Origin of the sequence: Tsuneonella dongtanensis (assembly GCF_001698205.1) — a bacterium.
GTDB lineage: Bacteria > Pseudomonadota > Alphaproteobacteria > Sphingomonadales > Sphingomonadaceae > Tsuneonella > Tsuneonella dongtanensis.
This window is the reverse complement of sequence record NZ_CP016591.1, coordinates 2,938,165-2,957,564: the sequence shown is the minus strand read 5'-3', so window position 1 is coordinate 2,957,564 and position 19,400 is coordinate 2,938,165. Positions and strand designations below refer to the sequence as shown.

14 protein-coding genes and 2 tRNA genes are annotated in these 19,400 nt (G+C 65.3%); 15 read left to right on the top strand and 1 reads right to left on the bottom strand.

The annotated features are described in order from the left end of the window. Nucleotides 1-21 precede the first annotated feature (21 nt). Nucleotides 22-825, top strand: a complete 804-nt coding sequence (locus A6F68_RS14315) for a crotonase/enoyl-CoA hydratase family protein (RefSeq protein WP_067681621.1) — start codon at nt 22-24, stop codon at nt 823-825. Nucleotides 826-834: 9 nt separating this feature from the next. Here A6F68_RS14315 and A6F68_RS14310 read toward each other — a convergent pair whose 3' ends face one another. Beyond that, nucleotides 835-1,617: an acyl-CoA thioesterase gene (locus A6F68_RS14310; RefSeq protein ID WP_067681618.1), complete on the bottom strand. Its 783-nt coding sequence runs from the start codon at nt 1,615-1,617 to the stop codon at nt 835-837. Between the two features lie 135 nt (nt 1,618-1,752). Between A6F68_RS14310 and ggt the strand changes: the two genes are divergently transcribed. The 14 genes from ggt (at nt 1,753) to A6F68_RS14240 (ending at nt 19,383) form a co-directional block, all read left to right on the top strand. Further along, nucleotides 1,753-3,492, top strand: coding sequence for a gamma-glutamyltransferase (ggt, locus tag A6F68_RS14305; protein WP_067681615.1), 1,740 nt, complete (start codon nt 1,753-1,755; stop codon nt 3,490-3,492). 87 nt (nt 3,493-3,579) lie between these two features. After that, nucleotides 3,580-3,653, top strand: a tRNA-Cys gene (locus A6F68_RS14300). Nucleotides 3,654-3,713: 60 nt separating this feature from the next. Continuing rightward, nucleotides 3,714-3,789, top strand: a tRNA-Thr gene (locus tag A6F68_RS14295). 241 nt (nt 3,790-4,030) lie between these two features. Continuing rightward, entirely contained in the window at nt 4,031-5,677 is a 1,647-nt protein-coding gene (locus tag A6F68_RS14290; RefSeq protein ID WP_198152629.1) for a peptide ABC transporter substrate-binding protein, read from the top strand. Nucleotides 5,678-5,713: 36 nt separating this feature from the next. Continuing rightward, nucleotides 5,714-6,631: an ABC transporter permease gene (locus tag A6F68_RS14285; protein ID WP_067681609.1), complete on the top strand. Its 918-nt coding sequence runs from the start codon at nt 5,714-5,716 to the stop codon at nt 6,629-6,631. After that, nucleotides 6,624-7,562: an ABC transporter permease gene (locus A6F68_RS14280; protein WP_084001856.1), complete on the top strand. Its 939-nt coding sequence runs from the start codon at nt 6,624-6,626 to the stop codon at nt 7,560-7,562. Before A6F68_RS14285 ends, A6F68_RS14280 begins: the two co-directional genes overlap by 8 nt. Before the next feature lie 5 nt (nt 7,563-7,567). Continuing rightward, on the top strand, nt 7,568-8,620 hold the full coding sequence (locus A6F68_RS14275) for an ABC transporter ATP-binding protein (protein WP_157096759.1): 1,053 nt from the start codon (nt 7,568-7,570) through the stop codon (nt 8,618-8,620). Next, nucleotides 8,617-9,636: an ABC transporter ATP-binding protein gene (locus tag A6F68_RS14270; protein ID WP_067681604.1), complete on the top strand. Its 1,020-nt coding sequence runs from the start codon at nt 8,617-8,619 to the stop codon at nt 9,634-9,636. The genes A6F68_RS14275 and A6F68_RS14270 overlap by 4 nt, the downstream gene beginning before the upstream one ends. Nucleotides 9,637-9,764: 128 nt before the next feature. Continuing rightward, nucleotides 9,765-12,779 (top strand): adenylate/guanylate cyclase domain-containing protein, encoded by a 3,015-nt coding sequence (locus A6F68_RS14265; RefSeq protein WP_067681601.1) that lies wholly within the window; start codon nt 9,765-9,767, stop codon nt 12,777-12,779. Nucleotides 12,780-12,881: 102 nt separating this feature from the next. Then, the gene (locus A6F68_RS14260; RefSeq protein ID WP_067681596.1) at nt 12,882-13,892 is read left to right on the top strand and encodes an ArsR/SmtB family transcription factor; all 1,011 of its coding nucleotides are present in this window, start codon (nt 12,882-12,884) and stop codon (nt 13,890-13,892) included. Continuing rightward, nucleotides 13,889-14,791, top strand: coding sequence for a methylenetetrahydrofolate reductase [NAD(P)H] (gene metF / locus A6F68_RS14255; RefSeq protein WP_067681593.1), 903 nt, complete (start codon nt 13,889-13,891; stop codon nt 14,789-14,791). The genes A6F68_RS14260 and metF overlap by 4 nt, the downstream gene beginning before the upstream one ends. Continuing rightward, nucleotides 14,788-15,834, top strand: coding sequence for a homocysteine S-methyltransferase family protein (locus A6F68_RS14250; protein ID WP_067681590.1), 1,047 nt, complete (start codon nt 14,788-14,790; stop codon nt 15,832-15,834). The genes metF and A6F68_RS14250 overlap by 4 nt, the downstream gene beginning before the upstream one ends. A gap of 16 nt (nt 15,835-15,850) precedes the next feature. Next, complete coding sequence (gene metH / locus A6F68_RS14245) at nt 15,851-18,463, top strand: methionine synthase (protein WP_067681587.1); 2,613 nt, start codon at nt 15,851-15,853, stop codon at nt 18,461-18,463. Then, nucleotides 18,439-19,383 (top strand): sulfite exporter TauE/SafE family protein, encoded by a 945-nt coding sequence (locus tag A6F68_RS14240; RefSeq protein ID WP_157096758.1) that lies wholly within the window; start codon nt 18,439-18,441, stop codon nt 19,381-19,383. The genes metH and A6F68_RS14240 overlap by 25 nt, the downstream gene beginning before the upstream one ends. The last annotated feature ends 17 nt before the right edge of the window (nt 19,384-19,400 follow it).

Genomic DNA, 19,400 nt, shown 5'->3' with positions numbered 1-19,400 from the left:
TTTCGAAGGAGAGGCACGGCGATGAACATGCGCGACAACGATCGGGTACGGATCGAACTGGGCGAGGACGGGGTCGCGCAAGTGCGCCTGATTCGCGCCGACAAGATGAACGCACTCGATGGAGAGATGTTCGCCCGGCTGATAGAGGCAGGGCAGGCGCTGCACGACATGAAGGGCCTGCGTGCGGTGGTCCTGTCGGGCGAAGGCCGCGCGTTTTGCGCAGGGCTCGATCTTTCGAGCCTGGGCCGTGACCGCTCGAACGAACCGCCGCTGACCGAGCGCACTTATGGCAATTCGAACGGCCCGCAACAGGTCGCGATGCAGTGGCGCAAGCTGCCCGTCCCGGTGATCGCAGCGGTCCACGGGGTCTGCTTCGGCGGGGGTCTGCAGATTGCGAGTGGGGCCGATATCCGCGTGGTCGCGCCCGACACGCGCATGGCGATCATGGAGATGCGCTGGGGCCTCGTTCCCGACATGGGCGGCTATGCGCTGTGGCGCGGCATGATCCGCGACGATTTCCTGCGCGAGCTAACCTATACCAACCGCGAATTCACCGGCGAGGAAGCCTATGCCTTCGGCCTCGCGACCCATGTCGATGCGGATCCGCTCACGAAAGCCACCGCGATCGCCGCGACCATCGCCGACCGCAGTCCGCACGCCATCCGCGGCGCCAAGCGGCTGGCCAACGCCATGCACGATAAGGCGACGAACGACCTGCTGATGGACGAAAGCCTCGAGCAGATGAAGGTCATGCGGACCAGGAACCAGATCGAGGCCGTGATGGCGGGGATGGAGAAGCGCCCCGCACGCTACGAAGACGTTTGAAGTCCCCGGTCAGCCGAAAATCGCCGCCGCCTGCATCCCGGCGAGTATCTGCTCCCCGTCGGCGTTCCACAGGCGCAGCCGCTCGCTCGAATAGCCGTGGTCGGCGTGGTCGCTCGCCGCTTCGGTAAGGAACCAGCCGTCGCGCGTGCGCGCCTGGGGATCGAGCACGTTGAAGCTCCAGTTGATCGATGAGAACGGCCCCTGGCGCCGCATCGCGCGCATCGATCCGGGCGGCATCGCGTCGCCGAGCACGACCGCCTGCACCACGGGGTCGAGGCCTTCGCGCTCCCTCAATCGCACCCACCGACGGACGATCGGAACGCCCTTGCCGGTTTCCTCCTGCGCGCGGCGGATGTCGAGATTGTCGGTGAAGAACCCGGTCGGGGTTCCGTCTCGACGGACGTCCTCGGCCTCCTCGGGCGGCCCCGGCCAGGGATCGGCCTTGCCGGCGGGGTGCACCGCATTGGGCTCCCGCTCGTCGCCGAACAGCATGAGCGCAGTCAGAGCGAGTTTGCCGTCGCAGGCGATGTCGCTGCGCACCTGGGTCACGTTGCGGCCCTGCCGGACCATAGAGACCGAAAAGGCAAGGTTCTCTCCCACCGGCGCGACGAAGCCGACCTGGGCTCCGCGGAACGGAGGCAAGTCGGGCATGGCCTTGCGCGCGGCGACCAGCGCCAGCGCGGCCGACGCACCGCCGAACAGGGTGCGCCCCTGCATCCAGTTGGCGGCGCCGGGAAGGATGATCGGGCGATTGTCGGAAGGCACAGCTTCGACGAGAGAGGCGAAGTTCATAGAGCTGGGTTGATAGCAGTCTTGCTCCACGCGTCCAGAAGGCGCGGTATGCCGAGATAACTCTTTTTGTACGGGGCTTGCCCGGCGCTCCGCATTGGGCTCTCATCGGCAGGGTACGGCCATCAGGAGAACAGCATGATCATCTTTCGGCTCTGGATGGGACGGGTCCTGGCAATCGCGGCTGCGATGGCGCTGTCCGTCCCTGTGCCGGCATCGGCGCAGAGCCGGCACTTGCTCGAATATCCGTCGATCCATTCGCCCACGGTCGGCACGCGCGGCATGGTCGTCTCGCAAAGCGCACGGGCGAGCGAGGTCGGCGCGCAAGTGCTCGCCGACGGCGGCAATGCGGTGGATGCAGCGGTTGCTACCGCTTTCGCGCTCGCGGTCACGTTGCCCCGCGCCGGCAACATCGGCGGCGACGGGTTCATGATGGTCCACGACGCGAAGACTAACGCCACGCGCGTGGTCGACTTTCGCAGCGTCGCCCCTGCCGCTGCGACCCCGGCGATGTTCGTCGACGAGCACGGGAAGGAGCGCGAAGAGGCGAACTACGGCTACCTTGCACCGGCTGTGCCGGGCACCGTGGCGGGACTTTCCCACGCACACGCCAAGTGGGGCCGCGCGAAGTGGCGCGCGCTCGTCGATCCGGCTCGCAAGCTCGCCCGCGACGGGGTGGCGCTGACCGCGGACGAGGCCTTCGTCTTCGGCTGGGGCAAGGAGCGGCTGTCGAAGAGCGCGTCGGCCCTCGCGACCTTCACCAAGCCGGGCGGCGCGCTCTACGCCAAGGACGAGGTCCTGCGGCAACCGGCGCTCGCCTGGACGCTCGGGCAGATCGCCCGCAAAGGTGCGGACGGGTTCTACAAGGGAGAAGTCGCCCGCCGTATCTCTGCCGACATGTCGGCCAACGGCGGCCTCGTCACGGAAGCGGATCTTGCCGCATATCGCCCCATCGAGCGCGATCCGCTGGTCGGCAGCTACCGGGGGCTGGCGATTTACACCACGCCGCCGGCGAGTGCTGGCGGGGCTACCTTGCTCAATATCCTCAACCAGCTCGAGCATTTCGACCTCAAGTCGAAGGGTGCGGGCAGCGCGGCTGCGCTCCACCTGATGGCCGAGGCGATGAAGCTCGGCTATGTGGATCGCTACGAGGTGCTCGGCGATACGGGCTTCGTCAGCGTCCCGCTCAAGGGCTTCGTGTCGAAGGACTACGCGGCCCAGCGGGCCAGGCTGATCGATCCGAAAAAGGCGCAACCGGTCGAGGACCTAGCGCCGGGCGACCCGCTGGCATTCGAAAGCCCATCGACCACGCATCTTTCGGTGGTCGATCGGGAGGGCAACGTCGTCAGTCTGACCTACACGCTGGGGTCCGACTTCGGTTCGGGTGTGATGCCCGCAGGCACGGGGGTGCTGCTCAACAACCAGATGAACAATTTCAGCCACGAGCAGGCTTACGAGGCGCGCCGCACCGGCACGCCGCCGCCGAAGAACGCGCTCGCACCCGGCAAGCGCATGCTTTCGACGATGATGCCGACCATCGTGATGAAGGACGGCAAGCCCTGGCTCGTTACCGGAACTCCCGGCGGCAGCACGATCATCGACACTGTGGTGCAGGTGGTGGTGAACACGGTCGATTTCGGCCTCAACGTGGCTGAAGCGACGCACCAGCCGCGCATATACCAGGGTTCGTCCGGCCCGCTCGACGTGGAGCCCAATTTCAACCCCGACACCGTCGCGGCGCTCGAGGCGCTCGGGCACCGAGTGGTGACGGGCGAGACCAAGGGAAGTGCTCAGTCGATCATGATCGAGCGCGGGCTCGTGCTGGGCGCTGCGGACCCAAGGCGCCCAGGCGCGCTGGCGGTGGAGCCGAAGAAGTGAAGCCGTTTGAACGGGCGATTGCCTTCGCGAAGGCAAGGCGCTAGGGGGCCGCTTCTTCGCTCGGGCCACGTGTCCGGGTGGGGACGAGGCCCGATGGCGGAGTGGTTACGCAGAGGACTGCAAATCCTTGCACGCCGGTTCGATTCCGGCTCGGGCCTCCACTTTTTCGCCTCTCGGCGCGGATTGCGGCATGACCCTTCCGCGGCTAGAGGCGCCGGAGTGCCGCTTTAGCTCAGTTGGTAGAGCACATCATTCGTAATGATGGGGTCACAGGTTCGAGTCCTGTAAGCGGCACCAGAGCTTCCTTCGCCATTCGTAGTCCTCGCGCGGCTCTCTTTGCGCGCATCACGACAAGCGGCGTCTGCGCCCGATATTGGCCATCGCCGTAGCTATTTTCGGCGACGAATGGTTCACGTTGCTGTCATGTCGCCGCCGACAAAACTGATTACGATTGAAATTTTTTCGGCGACCCGCACGTTTTTTGGTCGCAATGCGCGGAGAGGTGTGGTGTGCTGCATGGCGTCAAGGAGCCGCACTCTTGAATAGTTTGATGTCCTGCGTGGCGCGCATTCTGCTTGCCGTCTCGCTTCTCGGAGTACTCGGATCGTGCGGTTCGCGTGAGCGCGAAAGCACCATCGCGGCGCGCGAAGGCATCCTGCTGTTCGGCAACGGTACCGAACCAAAGGCGCTCGATCCGCACATCGTCACCGGCGTTCCTGAAAATCACGTCATATCGGCGCTCATCGAAGGCCTCGTGGCGTACCACCCGACGAGCGACCTGGAATCCTCCCCGGGCATGGCCGAGCGCTGGGAATCGAATGCCGATTTCACCAAGTGGACGTTCTACTTGCGCGATGCGAAGTGGACCAACGGCGATCCGGTTCGGGCCCAAGACTTCGTGTACAGCTGGCAGCGCATTCTCAGCCCGGAGCTCGGCGGCGAATATGCGCCCATGCTCTACGTGATCAAGAACGCAGAGGCATATAACACCGGCAAGCTGAAGGACTTTTCGCAGGTCGGGGTTAAGGCGCTCGACGACAGGACCCTTGAAGTCACTCTGGGCGGGTCGACATCCTATTTCCCGTTGATGCTCCAGCATTACAGCTTTTTCCCCGTCAATCCGCGAGCGGTTGAGGCGCATGGCGGGATGACCGATCGCCAGAGCGGCTGGTCCACGATCGACAATTTCGTTGGCAATGGACCCTTCCGCCTCAAGAAGTGGGTCACGAACCAGGTGATCGAGGTGGAGCGCAACCCCGATTACTGGGATGCCAAGACGGTCAAGCTCAACGGGATCAGGTTCTTTCCGATCGACAACGTCAACGCGGAAGAGACGATGTTCCGCAACGACCGGCTGCACCTCACGAACACCGTCTTCCCCGACAAAATCCCCGTGTTTGCCGAGAAGATGCCCAACAACCTGCGCAATGACCCCTATCTCGGCACTTACTTCTACCGCATCAACGTGACCCGCAAGCCGTTCGACGATGTCCGGGTCCGCCGAGCTCTTGCGCTGGCAATTGACAAGAAGCTGCTTGTCGAGAAAGTCAGCAAGGGTGGCCAGGCCCCGGCCACCGGTTTCGTACCGCAAGGCATACCGGGCTACACGGCATCTCGAGCCGTGCAGTTCGATCCGGACGAAGCGAGGCGCCTGCTTGCCGAGGCCGGCTACCCGGGAGGCAAGGGCTTTCCCAAGACCGAGATCATGATCAACACCAACGAAGCCCATCGCAAGATCGCGGAGGCCATACAGGAGCTCTGGCGGCGCGAACTCGGTATCGATGTCGGCATCTACAATCAGGAATGGAAGGTCTATCTCGATAACCAGGCCAACCTCAATTACGATTTGGCACGCGCGGGCTGGATCGCCGATTATGCGCATCCCTCGACGTTCGTAGACATGTTCACCACGGGGAACGGAAACAACGATACCGGCTGGAGCAACCGCCGCTACGACGCCCTGATCGAGGCTGCGCGCAAGGCTGGCAACGAGGAGGAGCGGGTCGGTCACATGCTCGCGGCCGAGGAGATCCTTCTGGCCGATATGCCGATCATCCCGATCTATTGGTACACTCGCGTGTACCTTCTGGATGAACAGGTGAAGGGCTGGCATCCCAAGCTGCTCGACAACCATCCCTACAAGCACGTCTGGCTCGAGCCCGATGCTGCGACGGCTCGAAAGTGAAACGATGCAAGTGAGCACCACAGGACCGTCTCCGGCATGCTGAAGTTCGTCTTGTTCCGCCTTTTCCAAGGACTGATCGTGCTGGTGGCGATCTACGCGGTCACGTTTTTCCTGGTCGCCGCGACGCCCGGCAGTCCATTCAGCACCGAGCGGGCCATCGCGCCTGAGATCCTCGCGCAGATCGAGGCATTCTATGGCTACGACCGGCCGACCAGTGAGCGCTTCGTCACTTCGCTGACCAATGCCGTGCAGGGCGAATTCGGGCCGTCCGCTGTCTATGCCAACCGCACTGTGACGCAGATCATCGCCGAATCTTTCCCCGTGTCGCTTCTCCTCGGCTCGCTGGCCCTGGTAATGGCGCTGGGCATCGGCATCCCGGCGGGCATCCTTGCTGCGGTGAAGCGCAACACGTGGCTCGATTACGTGCCGATGTCGGTGTCGATGGCGGGCATCTGCCTGCCGACCTTCGTGATGGGCCCGCTGCTGGCGCTGGTGTTCGGCCTGATCCTGAACTGGCTTCCCGCAGGCGGATGGTTCGGTCCCGAGTTCGTCATCCTGCCTACCGCCACGCTGGGCCTGTACTACGCGGCCTATTTCGCCCGCCTGACGCGCGGTGGCATGCTCGAGATGCTCAACCAGGATTTCGTGCGGACCGCTCGCGCGAAGGGTGTCAAGGAAAGCACTATCGTCCTCAAGCACTGCCTCAAGGGCGGCCTGATCCCGGCAATCACGTTCCTCGGGCCCGCGCTTGCCGGCATCATCTCGGGCTCTTTCGTCGTCGAGACGATCTTCCAGGTTCCGGGCCTCGGCCAGTGGTTCGTGCGCGCTGCACTCAATCGCGACGACTTCCTCGTCCTCGGGCTGACGGTCCTGTTCGCGACGCTGATCGTGATCATGAACCTCCTCGTCGACATCGCGCAGGTCGCGCTCAACCCGCGGCTCAAGTATGACTGACCATTCCGAAACCGCCGTACTGGGCAACGAGCCGGTGCCGCCGCCGATCAGCGCCGCCGAGATTGCCGATGAGGAACTCGTCGAAGGCTCCTCGCTGTGGAAGGATGCGTGGGCGCGGCTCCGCAAGAACCGCCTAGCGGTCGGCAGTCTCGTCACCTTCGTGGTCATTGTCCTGTTCTGCCTTGTCGGCCCGTTACTGTCGCCCTGGGATGCGAACACGCAGGACCTGTTCCTCGGTGCGACCGGACCATCCGCGCAGCACTGGTTCGGAACGGACACCCTGGGGCGCGACCTGATGGTGCGGGTCATGTACGGCGGGCGCATCTCGCTGCTGGTCGGACTGGTCGCAACGCTCGTCGCGCTTTCGATCGGCGTGGTCTACGGCGCGACCGCGGGTTACGTCGGCGGGCGGACGGATTCGGCGATGATGCGCTTCGTCGACCTTCTCTATGCCCTGCCGTTCACGATCTTCGTGATCCTGCTCATGGTCGCCTTCGGCCGGTCGCTCTGGCTCATGTTCGTCGCCATCGGGGCGGTCGAGTGGCTGTCGATGGCACGCATCGTCCGCTCGGGCGTTATCGGTCTGAAGAAGCAGGAATTCGTCGAGGCGGCAGTGTCACTTGGCTATTCGCACAAGCGGATCATCCTGCGTCACCTCATTCCCAACGTGCTAGGTCCGGTCATCGTCATCGCCACTCTGACAGTGCCCGCGGTCATGCTGCTGGAGGCGTTCCTCAGCTTCCTCGGGCTCGGTGTCCAGCCGCCCGACGCGTCGTGGGGCGTGCTGATCAACGAGGGCCAGCAGAACATGGAGATCTATCCGTGGCTGCTCATCTTCCCCGCGGCATTCTTCGCGACGACGCTGTTCTGCCTCAACTTCATCGGTGACGGTCTGCGCGACGCGCTCGATCCCAAGAGCGCAAAGGATTGATGGCGATGCCATTGCTCGAAGTCGAAGACCTGACCACCTACTTCCACACTCGCGACGGTGTCGTGCGCGCGGTCGACGGGGTGAGTTTCCAGCTCGACAGGGGCGAGACCCTCGGGATCGTCGGCGAGTCCGGTTCGGGCAAGTCGGTGACCTGCTATTCCCTGTTGCGCCTGATCCCCGAGCCGCCCGGCCGGATCGAGCGCGGCACGGCGATGTTCGACGGGCGCGACCTTCTGCAAATGGGCAAGGAGGAACTGCGCCAGATTCGCGGCAAGCGAATCTCGATGATCTTCCAGGATCCGATGACCTCGCTCAATCCGTTCCTTCGGATCTCGACCCAGTTGATCGAGGCGCTGCAGACCCATCAGGATATCTCGCACAAGGACGCGCTGAAGAAAGCGACGGCCGCGCTTGAGGAAGTGGGCATACCCGAAGCGAGCAAGCGCGTTACCAGCTATCCGCACGAATTTTCAGGCGGCATGCGCCAGCGCGTGATGATCGCGATGGCTCTGATCACCGAGCCCGACCTGCTGATCGCCGACGAGCCGACGACCGCGCTCGACGTCACCGTGCAGGCGCAGATTCTCGACATCATCAAGCAGCGCCAGAACGATCTCGGCACCGCGGTCATTCTGGTGACCCACGACCTCGGCGTAGTGGCGGGAACCTGCGACCGGGTCTTGGTCATGTACGGCGGGCAGGAGATGGAAAGCGGCACGGCCGAGCAGATCTTCTATGCGCCCCGCCACCCCTACACCCGCGCGCTGCAGAAGACGATTCCCTCGCTGCAGACCAAGGGACAGGAACTCTACACGATCCCCGGCCTTCCGCCTGACGCCTCCAAGCCGGCGACCGGCTGTGCGTTCTACCCGCGCTGTCCCTATCCCAAGGTTCGCGAACCGATGGGCGAGCGGCCGGACCTCGTCGATCTCGGCGAAGGGCATTGCTGGGCTGCCTGCGGATATTGCGACAGCAACGCTCCGATCGAAAGCGTGCTGGCCAAGGCTGACGCCGTCGTCGACGATCCCTTGCCCGTAGAGACGGGAGCCGAGCGATGAGCGACACCATCGGCCAGCCAGGCGAGGACTTCCTCGTCCTCGATGACGTGCACACCCACTTCGACATGGGCCGCAACCTGCTGACGCGCGAAAGCAAGGGCGTGGTCAAGGCGGTGGACGGGGTTTCGCTCTCGATCAAGCAGGGCGAGATCCTCGGCCTGGTGGGCGAGTCCGGGTGCGGCAAATCCACGCTCAGCCGCACGATCCTCCAGTTGATCCGGCCGACTTCCGGCAAGGTATGGTTCCGGGGCCAGGAACTCACCGCAATGAGCGACGCGGAGGTTCGCCGCGAGCGGATCGAGTTCCAGATGATCTTCCAGGACCCCTATGCGTCGCTCAACCCGCGCATGACGGTCCTCGATACCCTCTCGGAAGCGGTGCGCACGCGCCATCCCGAATTGAAGGGTGACGCGCTGCGCGCGCGCGTCGCGGAACTGCTGCGGACCGTCGGCCTCAACCCCGCGCACATGAAACGCTATCCGCACGAGTTTTCGGGTGGTCAGCGGCAGCGCGTGGCGATCGCCCGTGCGCTTGCGCCCGAACCGAAGCTGATCATCGCGGACGAGCCCGTCTCCGCACTCGACGTCTCGATCCAGTCCCAGATCCTCAACCTGCTCAAGCGGCTGGTTCGCGAACTGGGTCTGACGATGATCTTCATCTCGCACGACCTGTCGGTGGTGCGGTATATCTCGGACCGGATCGCGGTGATGTACCTCGGGCGGATCATCGAACTCGGCAGTGCCGAGGACATCATCGATCACCCGCTCCATTTGTACACCAAGGCGTTGATGAGCGCGATCCCCGAGCCGGACCCGCGCGCCGAACGCGTACGCGAAAGGATCGTGCTGCGCGGCGATCCTCCTTCTCCGCTCAATCCGCCGCAGGGCTGCAATTTCTGGCCGCGCAGCCCCGTGCCTCATGACGATCGGATGAAAGAGGTGGAACCGCCCTTCGAGCAAATGCAGCCCAATCACTGGGTTGCGGCATGCCCGTTCTGCGTTTCGAGCCCCGCCTAGGTTCGACGAGCCGATCCTGCGCGGGATAGCCGGATTGCCCTTGCGGGGGCCGTCCGAAGATTTTCATGTGCAGCGCCCGCAGGGTGTGAAACAATCGTGCCGAACACTGTCCTCGCGGGGGGATTGCGATGGCACCGACTGCATTGCTGCCCGATGGGCGCTCGGCTGCCCTCCGGTTGGTCTTGTCCCGCTTGGGCGCGGCCCTCCTGCTTATCGGTGTCTTGGCCGCGCTCTGCGCTCCGTTTCTCATCAGCCCGCTGGCATCGGGCGCACCGCAGGCACGTCAAGGCCTCGTCGATTTCAGCGGTTGGAGCGACCTTGATCGGCCCGTCCGGCTATCGGGTGAATGGTCGTTCGCGTGGAACGCCGGGGTAGGGGAAGGGGAGGTACCCCCTGAGCGGATGCGGGTGCCGGGGGAATGGATCGAGCAGGGGACGGGCGCGGGCGAAAGTCTTGGACCCGGCGCAGGCACGTACGGTCTCCGCATCGAAGGGCTTCCGCCTGGCAAGTATGCGATGCACGTTCCGCTGCTCTACTCGGCGACCGAGGTGTCCGTCGACGGAGAGCGCCTCGCCGGTTACGGGCAGGTTGGAACGACCGCACAGACGACCGTCCAGCACCCCCGCTCCGGAAACGTCATGTTCACGACCGAAGGCGGTCCGGTCGTCATCGCGGTCCAACTGGCGTCATTCCATCACCGGGAAACGGGTCTGAACTCGGCACCCGTGCTGGGACGGCCGGCCGCCGTCGACCAATGGCTGACGTGGGAGGCGGCGCAGGATTTCGTCTTCGTGGTGTCCCTGCTGATCCTCGCGGCATACGGGATCGTCGTCTACATCTACCGGGGAGAGGAACTGCCGGCGCTTTACTTCGCCGCAAGCTGCATCTTCTTCGTCCCGACCGCGCTGGCCATGTCGTTCGACAACCTGCTGCTCGCCGCGTTCCCGAGCTTCGGCCTCGGCGGGATGATGGCGGTCCAGTACGGGACCTTCGGGCTGACGGCGCTGTTCTTCCTCGGCTACGCCCATCACCTGTTCCCGCAGGAAAGCTTCCGGATCGCAGTGCGGCTTCTCGCTGCTGCGATCGGCCTGCTGACCCTCGCAGAGATCGTCCTGATCGCCATGGGCGACACGATGACCGCTTCGCTCCTGTCGCCTTACTCGATGGGCGTCACCGTCCTCATCTGCCTCTACGTCGTCGTCGTCGTGGCAAGGGCGGCCTATCGCGGCCGGTCGGGTGCCTGGGTGCTGTTCGCAGGGATGGGGCTGTTCGTGGCGCTGATGACCCTGGTCGCTGTCGTGCAGGTCGACATCCTGCCCCGCGACCAGGTAGTCGGATCGGACCTGGCGCCGGTCGGAATCCTCATGTTGCTGTTCTCGCATGTGGTGGTCTTCGCCAAGCGCTGGTCGCAGGCGACCCATGCGGCTGAACGATCCAATGCCGAGCTCAGGACGCTCCTCGACGTGAGCACGGCGATCAGCACCGAGATCGATCTCCACCCGCTGCTGGCGAAGATCGTCGAGGCGACCACCCAGGTAGTCCATGCCGATCGAAGCTCCCTGTTCCTCTACGACCCGAGGACGAACGAGCTGTGGTCGCTCTTCGCACAGGGACTGGCCACGCAGGAGATCCGCTTTCCGGCGGACCAGGGGATTGCGGGGCACTGCTTTGCCGCTGGAGAGCCGGTTGTGGTGGCGGACTCCTACGCCGATCCGCGCTTCAACCCAGCCGTCGATGCCGCCACGGGATATACGACGAAGACGATCCTTTCGGTGCCGATCACGACCCGCGAAGGAAGGCGTCTCGGCGTGCTGCAAGCCCTCAATCGCATCGGCAAGGACGAATTCAACCGGCACGACATTCGCCAGATGACCGCCTTCGCATCGCAGGCCGCCATCGCGATCGAGAACGCCAATCTGTTCTCGGAGGTCGTGGCGGCGCGCAATTACAACGAGAGCATCCTCGGCTCGATGTCGAGCGGGGTCGTGACTCTCGACGACGACGGCAAGGTGGCGAAGCTCAACACGGCTGCCTGCGACATCCTCGGGTATTCGTCTGCAACGATCGAGGGCACGCGGCCCGCGGATACGATCGCCAAGGAAAACCCCGCCCTGCTGGAGGAAATAGAGACGGTCGCTTCGGACAACACCGCGCGCAACCTGATCGATTTCGACGTCGTCACGGGCCGCGCGGACCACATCTCGGCCAACATCAGCATAGTGCCCCTGCAGGGCGACAAGGGTCCGACCGGCGTGCTGATCCTTCTCGACAACATCACCGCAAGCAAGCGGCTGCAGGGCGCGATCGGCAAGTTCCTGCCGCAGAGTGCGGTCCAGGAGATACTCGAGAGGGACGAGAACCTGCTCTTCGGCACGTCGTGCAAGGCGAGCGTGATGTTCGCCGACATACGCAACTTCACCGCTGCGGCCGAAACGCTCACGCCGCGGCAGACCGTCGACATGCTCAACGACGTCTTCACCAGCCTGTTCGAGGCGGTGGCCAGCAACGAGGGAGTCCTCGACAAGTTCATCGGCGACGCCCTGATGGCGGTCTATGGTGCACCGCTGCCCACGGGCAACGATGCGGAGAACGCGGTCAGGAGCGCGCTCCAGATGCAGGCGCTGCTGGGCGAATTCAATCGCGCGCGGGAGGGCAGCGGCCTGCCCGTCCTTGCGCTCGGGATCGGGATAGCCACGGGCGAGGTGATCGCCGGCACGATCGGTTCGCCCAAGCGGATGGACTACACGGTCATCGGCGATTCGGTGAACCTCGCTTCGCGCCTTGAAGCGATCACCAAGACGTACAAGGTGCGGACGATCCTGTGCGAGGATACCGCGGTCGCCAGGTCCGACTTCGCGCTGCGCGAGCTCGATACCGTCCGTGTGCGCGGGCGCACGCGGCCGACCCGCATATACGAAGTTCTGACCTTGGCGGAGGCGGACGCAAACGGTGAGCTGCTGCAAGCCTACGCCGAGGCGCGCGACCTCCTTCTTCGCCGGGATTGGGCTGGAGCGGTACGAGGGTTCCAGCGGGCGCTTACGATCGCCCCCGACGACAATCCTTCCGGCCTCATGTTAGCACGCGCGCAGGCGCTGTCGGCCGCACCTCCCGGTCCGGACTGGGACGGCGTCTGGTCGGGCTAGCGGCCGAGGGGCTCGGTTCGGCCACATAATGAGCACTCGAAAGTTCGCGAGCGGGCGTGTTACCGGTTGACTTTCAGATATAAAGATACCTTTATATCCCTGATGTCGATTGAAGCAGTCATGCGCGCGCTTGGCGATCCTACCCGCTTGCGCATCATGCGCCTGATCGGGGCGATGGAGCTTGCGGTGGGTGAACTGGCGCATGTCCTCGCGCAGAGCCAGCCACGCGTCTCGCGTCACGTGGCGATCCTTGCCGACGCCGGTCTCGCCGAGCGCCGGCGCGAGGGGAGCTGGGTGTTCCTCCGCCAGTCGACTGCCGCTGGCGAACAGGTAGCGCGTGCGGTCGCGCGGCTTCTCGCGGTGGCCGAAGACGAGGACGCCGCTTTCGCGCGCGTTTGTGCGGACGATCGCCGTCAGCTTGCCGCCATCCGCGATGCGCGCGAAGCGAGCGCGGCGGAGTTCTTCGCGCGGCACGCAGGCGAGTGGGACCGGCTGCGCGCCCTGCTGGCGCCGGCGGACGCGGTCGAAGCGGCGCTGGTCTCGGCGCTCGCCGGGGAACCGCTCGGGGAAATGCTCGACATCGGCACCGGCACGGGGCGGATCGCCGAATTGCTCGAGCCGTATGCCGGCCATGTGACCGGGCTCGACAAGAGCCCCGAAATGCTTCGTTTGGCGCGCGCACGCCTGCAGAAACTTCCCGCCGACCGGGTCGAGCTGATCCAGGGGGATTTCGCCGCGCTGCCCTTCGAACCCGAGACGTTCGATACCGTCGTGTTCCACCAGGTGCTGCACTATGCGCAGCAACCCGAAAAGGCCGTCGCCGAGGCGGCGCGCGTCTGCCGTCCGGGCGGACGGCTCGCGATCGTGGACCTTGCCGCGCACGCCCGCGAAGACATGCGGCGGACCTACGCGCATGTCCGCCTGGGCTTCGGAGACGAACAGATGGGCACGATGCTTTCGCACAACGGGTTCGCTCCCGCGCCGCCGACGGCAGTCGAAGGCGGCGAGCTGGAAGTAAAGGTCTGGACGGCGCGCCGCAGCGCATCGCCGGTTGCCCGGATCGGCAACGCATCGCCAGGCCATCCCTCCAGCCGCAGGGCCGCACAGTCATGAATGCCGAAATCGCCCTGGGCGAACCCCTCTACGCCTCGCTTCCCGGCGACGTCGGCGTCAGCTTCGAATTCTTCCCGCCGAAGACCGAGAAGATGGCCGAGACACTGTGGTCCAGCGTGCAGACGCTCGCGCCGCTCGGACCGGACTTCGTCTCGGTGACCTACGGCGCAGGCGGTTCGACGCGCGAGCGTACGCACGCCGCGGTGGAGCGGATCATCCGCGAGACCGGCATTCCGGCTGCAGCGCACCTCACTTGCGTGGACGCGACGCGCGACGAAATCGACGCCATCGCGCGCGACTATTGGGACATCGGCGTGCGCCATATCGTGGCGCTGCGCGGCGACGTGGCGGAACCCGGCGCGGCCTATGCTCCGCATCCGCAAGGGTACGCTAATGCCGCCGAGCTCGTCGCAGGGCTTCGGAAGATCGCGCCCTTCGAAATCTCCGTCGGCGCCTATCCCGAGAAGCATCCCGACAGTGCCGACGAGGCGGCCGATCTCGAGAACCTGAAGCGCAAGATCGACGCCGGCGCGACCCGCGCGATCACGCAGTTCTTCTTCGAGCCCGATTGCTTCTTCCGCTTTCGCGACAAGGCCGCGGCGGCCGGCATCGACGCCGAGATCGTGCCCGGCATCATGCCGGTGATGAGTTTCGCCAGCGTCCAGCGGATGAGCGGGCTGTGCGGCACCGCGATACCCGGGTGGATGGAGACGCTGTTCGAAGGGCTCGACGACCGCCCGGCGGCGCGCCAGCTGGTTTCGGCGACGGTCGCCGCCGAGCTGTGTCGCCGCCTCTACGCGGGCGACGTCCGGCATTTCCACTTCTACACCCTCAACCGGGCCGAGCTCAGCTACGCGATCTGCCACCTGCTCGGCCTGCGTCCCAAGGACCCGTCATGACCAAGCGCGAACAATTCCTCGCCGCGTGCGCGGAACGTATCCTCATCACCGATGGTGCTTTCGGAACGGAGATCCAGAACTGGAAGCTGGCCGAGGCGGATTATGCCGGATCGCTCGGACTAGGGCACGACCAGAAGGGCAACAACGACATCCTCGCGCTGACGAAGCCGGAAGTGCCCGAGGCGATTCACCGCGCCTATTTCGAGGCCGGGGCCGACATCGCGGAGACAAATACCTTTTCCGCCAACAGGATAAGCCAGGCGGACTACGGCGCCGCACACCTAGTGCGCGAGATCAACGTCGAGAGCGCGAAGCTGGCAAGACGGCTGGCTGACGAGTTCGAAGCGAAGGACGGTCGCCCGCGCTTCGTGGCGGGTGCGATCGGGCCGACCAACAAGACGCTGTCGCTTTCGCCCGACGTCGAGGACCCGGGTTATCGCGAGATCGACTGGGACACGCTGGTCGACGTCTATGCCGAACAGATGAATTCCCTCGTCGAAGGCGGTGCTGATTTCATCCTCATCGAGACCATTTTCGACACCCTCAACGCCAAGGCGGGGATCATGGCGGCCAAGCAGGTCGAAAAGGCGCTGGGCCGCGAGGTCCCGGTGATGCTGTCGATGACGCTGACCGATCTTTCGGGGCGCAACCTGTCGGGTCACACGGTCGAGGCGTTCTGGCACGCGGTACGGCATGCCAAACCGCTGACCATCGGTCTCAACTGCTCGTTCGGTGCGACGCAGCTGCGCCCGCATGTGAAGACCCTGGCCGAGATCGCCGACTGCCCGATCATGGTCTACCCGAACGCTGGTCTGCCCAACGAGCTAGGCGCGTACGACGAGCGGCCCGACCAGACCGCCGGGTTCGTCCACGAGTGGGCGGAAGCAGGACAGGTCAATGTGCTGGGCGGCTGCTGCGGTTCGACGCCCGCGCACATCAAGGCAATCGCCGACAGCGTTCGCGGCGTGGCGCCGCGCGTGTTGCCCAATCCGCCCGTCGCCACCCGCCTCGCGGGCCTCGAGCCATTCACGCTCGCCGCCTGACCGACAGGAAATCCGCTTGAACACCGCTGCATCATCCCGCTTCGTCAATGTCGGCGAGCGCACCAACGTCACCGGGTCGGCGGCGTTCAAGAAACTCATCATGGCGGGCGACTACCCGGCCGCGGTCGAGGTCGCGCGCCAGCAGGTCGAGAACGGCGCGCAGGTGATCGACGTCAACATGGACGAAGGGCTGCTCGACGCGGTCCACGCGATGACCACGTTCCTCAAGCTGATCGCCGCCGAACCCGACATCGCCCGCGTGCCGGTCATGATCGACAGCTCGAAGTGGGAAGTAATCGAAGCGGGCTTGAAGTGCGTTTCCGGCAAGCCGATCGTCAATTCGATCAGCATGAAGGAGGGCGAGGCCGCCTTCCTCGAGCATGCGAGGCTGTGCATGGACTACGGCGCCGCCGCGGTCGTCATGGCCTTCGACGAGACCGGGCAGGCCGATACGAAAGAGCGCAAGGTCGAGATCTGCAAGCGCGCCTACGATCTGCTCACCGGCATCGGCTTTCCGCCGGAAGACATCATCTTCGACCCCAACGTGTTCGCGGTCGCGACGGGGATCGAGGAGCACGACCGCTACGCGCTCGACTTCATCGAGGCAGTGGCGGAGCTGCGCGAGTTGTGCCCCCACGCACACTTCTCGGGCGGCCTATCCAACCTCAGCTTCAGCTTCCGCGGCAACGAGACCGTGCGCCGCGCGATGCACTCGGTGTTCCTCTACCACGCGATCCCCGCCGGGCTCGACATGGCGATCGTCAACGCCGGCCAGCTCGACATCTACGACCAGATCGACCCCGTGCTGCGCGAGGCGTGCGAGGACGTGATCCTGATGCGCAGGCCCGATGCAACGGAACGTCTCATCGCGCTTGCCGAAAGCTACAAGGGCAAGTCCGCCGCCGACGAAAAGGCCGCCGAGGAATGGCGCGGCTGGCCGGTCGAGCGCCGGCTGGAGCACGCGCTGGTCAAGGGCATCGACGCGTACGTCGTCGAGGACACCGAGGAGGCGCGGCAGCTGAAAGACCGCCCGATCGAGGTGATCGAAGGCCCGCTGATGGACGGCATGAATGTCGTCGGGGACCTGTTCGGATCGGGCAAGATGTTCCTGCCGCAAGTGGTGAAATCGGCCCGGGTCATGAAGAAGGCCGTCGCCCACCTCATCCCCTTCATCGAGGCGGAAAAGGAAGCCTCGGGCCTTGCCGACCAGTCGAAGGGCCGGATCGTGATGGCGACCGTAAAGGGCGACGTCCACGACATCGGCAAGAACATCGTCGGCGTCGTGCTCCAGTGCAACGGCTACGAGGTGATCGACCTCGGCGTGATGGTGCCGTGGGCCAAGATCCTCGAGACGGCCAACGACAACAAGGCGGACATGATCGGCCTGTCGGGCCTCATCACCCCCTCGCTCGACGAGATGGTGACGGTGGCCGAGGAAATGGCGCGCGCCGGGATGACGATGCCGCTGCTGATCGGCGGCGCGACCACCAGCAAGGTCCATACCGCGCTCAGGATCGACCCGAAGTACGAGGGGCCGGTGGTCCACGTGCTCGACGCGAGCCGCGCAGTGGGCGTCGCCAGCCGGCTCCTGTCCGATACCCAGCGCGACGAGTTCGTCGAGACCACCGCCGCGGAGTACGAAAAGGTCCGCGAGGCGCGCGAGGGCAAGGCGCAGAGCGTGCTGCTGACGATCGAGGAAGCGCGCGCGAACTTCTACGACCCCAACTACGCCGACAAGCCCGCGCCGCCGCTCCAGCCGGGTGTCCATGCGTTCCCCGACTGGGACCTTGCGGACCTGCGCGACTACATCGACTGGACACCGTTCTTCCGCGCGTGGGAACTGCACGGCAACTACCCCGCGATCCTCGACGACGAAGTGGTCGGCGAAACCGCGCGGGCGCTGAAGGCCGATGCCGACGCGATGCTCGACCGGATCGTCTCGGAAAAGTGGCTAACGGCCAAGGGCGTCGCCGGTTTGTGGCCCTGCGCGCGCGACGGCGACGACGTGACCGTCCATCTGGTCGAGGAAGAGCGCCACGTGCTGCTCCCGTTCCTGCGCCAGCAGGTGAAGAAAAGCCGCGACCGGGCGAACATGTGCCTTGCCGACTTCATCGATCCCGCTGGCGACTGGATCGGCGGTTTCGCGGTCGGCATCCACGGGATCGAGCCGCACTCGAAGGCGTTCCTCGAAGCGAAGGACGACTACTCGGACATCCTGCTCAAGGCGCTGGCCGACCGCTTCGCCGAGGCCTTTGCCGAACGGCTGCACCAGCACGTGCGCACCGACCTCTGGGGTTATGCGCCGGGTGAGCAGCTGACCAACCAGGCGCTCATCAGGGAGGAATATCGCGGCATTCGGCCTGCGCCCGGCTATCCGGCCTGTCCCGACCACAGCCTGAAGCCGGTGCTGTTCGACCTGCTCAAGGCGACCGAGCAGACGGGGATCACGCTGACCGAGAGCTTTGCGATGTACCCCACCGCGGCGGTCAGCGGGTTCTATTTCGGACACCCCGAAAGCGAATACTTCGGCGTCGCCCGCATCGGCCGCGATCAGGTGCAGGATTACGCCTCGCGGCGCGGCGTGGACTTGGCTACGGCCGAGCGGTGGCTACGACCCAACCTCGACTGAGCGCCTTGCCGCCGGGCCGCATTGTCGTATGCGGAGGCGTCGTCCTCGCGGCGCTCTGGTGTGCGATCTGGGTCGCCACGGCGCCCGATCCTGCCCTGATGCGCCAGCTCGCGTTCCTGCCCGGCGTGGGGGTGATCGGGGCGATCATCGCCAACACCTCGGGGACCGGGGGCGGGGTGGTTTTCGTGCCCGTATTCAACGGATTGCGCGAGCACGGCGTGATGGCGCTCGACCCGTTGCAGATCACCGCCGCATCGATGGGTATCCAGTGCTTCGGGATGACCATGGGCGCGCTGCGTTGGACCGACCGCCTTATGCACCAGGCTCCGCCGCCCGACGCGCTGCACAGCGGAGTGCGCCCCCGCGACTACGCGCTTGCCGCAGTGGCGGTGCTGGCGATCTCGCTGCCGGCGATGCTGGCGGTCCAGCGAATGGGGCCGATCGACAACCAGGCCATTCTCGTGACCTACAAGGCGTTCTCGATCCCCCTCGGCCTCGCGCTGATCGCGGCGACGTGGACGGTCAATCGCAACGTGCGCGAGCGCGAGCGGCTGGAGCCGGTCGACCTGGCGGTGCTCATGCTGCTGGCGGCGCCGGGCGGGGCGATCACCGCGCTGCTTTCGGTCGGGATCGGCGAACTCGTCGCGCTCTACCTGTTCATTCGCCACTATCCGGTCCTCCTCTCGACCGGGGTCGCCTGCGTGGTGTCGTCGGTCAGCGTGCTGTCCGGCATGGTGTGGCACACGCAGGCGGGGACGGTGCAGTGGGAGGTCGTCCTTCTGGCGGGACCCGGAGCCGCGCTCGGCGGGTTTCTCGCGCGCAGCATCGCACACTGGCTCGGGGCGCGGCGCCTGAAGACGCTCGACGGTCTGTGGATTGTCCTGTCGGCAAGCTACCTGGTCTGGCTCAACTGGCGGTGAAAACCGCGCGTTTCGTG

Coding starts and splice junctions, on each gene's coding strand:
- A6F68_RS14315 (WP_067681621.1), top strand. CDS start 22: ATGAACATGCGCGACAACGATCGGGTACGGATCGAACTGGGCGAGGAC.
- A6F68_RS14310 (WP_067681618.1), bottom strand. CDS start 1,617: ATGAACTTCGCCTCTCTCGTCGAAGCTGTGCCTTCCGACAATCGCCCG.
- ggt (WP_067681615.1), top strand. CDS start 1,753: ATGATCATCTTTCGGCTCTGGATGGGACGGGTCCTGGCAATCGCGGCT.
- A6F68_RS14285 (WP_067681609.1), top strand. CDS start 5,714: ATGCTGAAGTTCGTCTTGTTCCGCCTTTTCCAAGGACTGATCGTGCTG.
- A6F68_RS14280 (WP_084001856.1), top strand. CDS start 6,624: ATGACTGACCATTCCGAAACCGCCGTACTGGGCAACGAGCCGGTGCCG.
- A6F68_RS14275 (WP_157096759.1), top strand. CDS start 7,568: ATGCCATTGCTCGAAGTCGAAGACCTGACCACCTACTTCCACACTCGC.
- A6F68_RS14270 (WP_067681604.1), top strand. CDS start 8,617: ATGAGCGACACCATCGGCCAGCCAGGCGAGGACTTCCTCGTCCTCGAT.
- A6F68_RS14265 (WP_067681601.1), top strand. CDS start 9,765: ATGGCACCGACTGCATTGCTGCCCGATGGGCGCTCGGCTGCCCTCCGG.
- A6F68_RS14260 (WP_067681596.1), top strand. CDS start 12,882: ATGTCGATTGAAGCAGTCATGCGCGCGCTTGGCGATCCTACCCGCTTG.
- metF (WP_067681593.1), top strand. CDS start 13,889: ATGAATGCCGAAATCGCCCTGGGCGAACCCCTCTACGCCTCGCTTCCC.
- A6F68_RS14250 (WP_067681590.1), top strand. CDS start 14,788: ATGACCAAGCGCGAACAATTCCTCGCCGCGTGCGCGGAACGTATCCTC.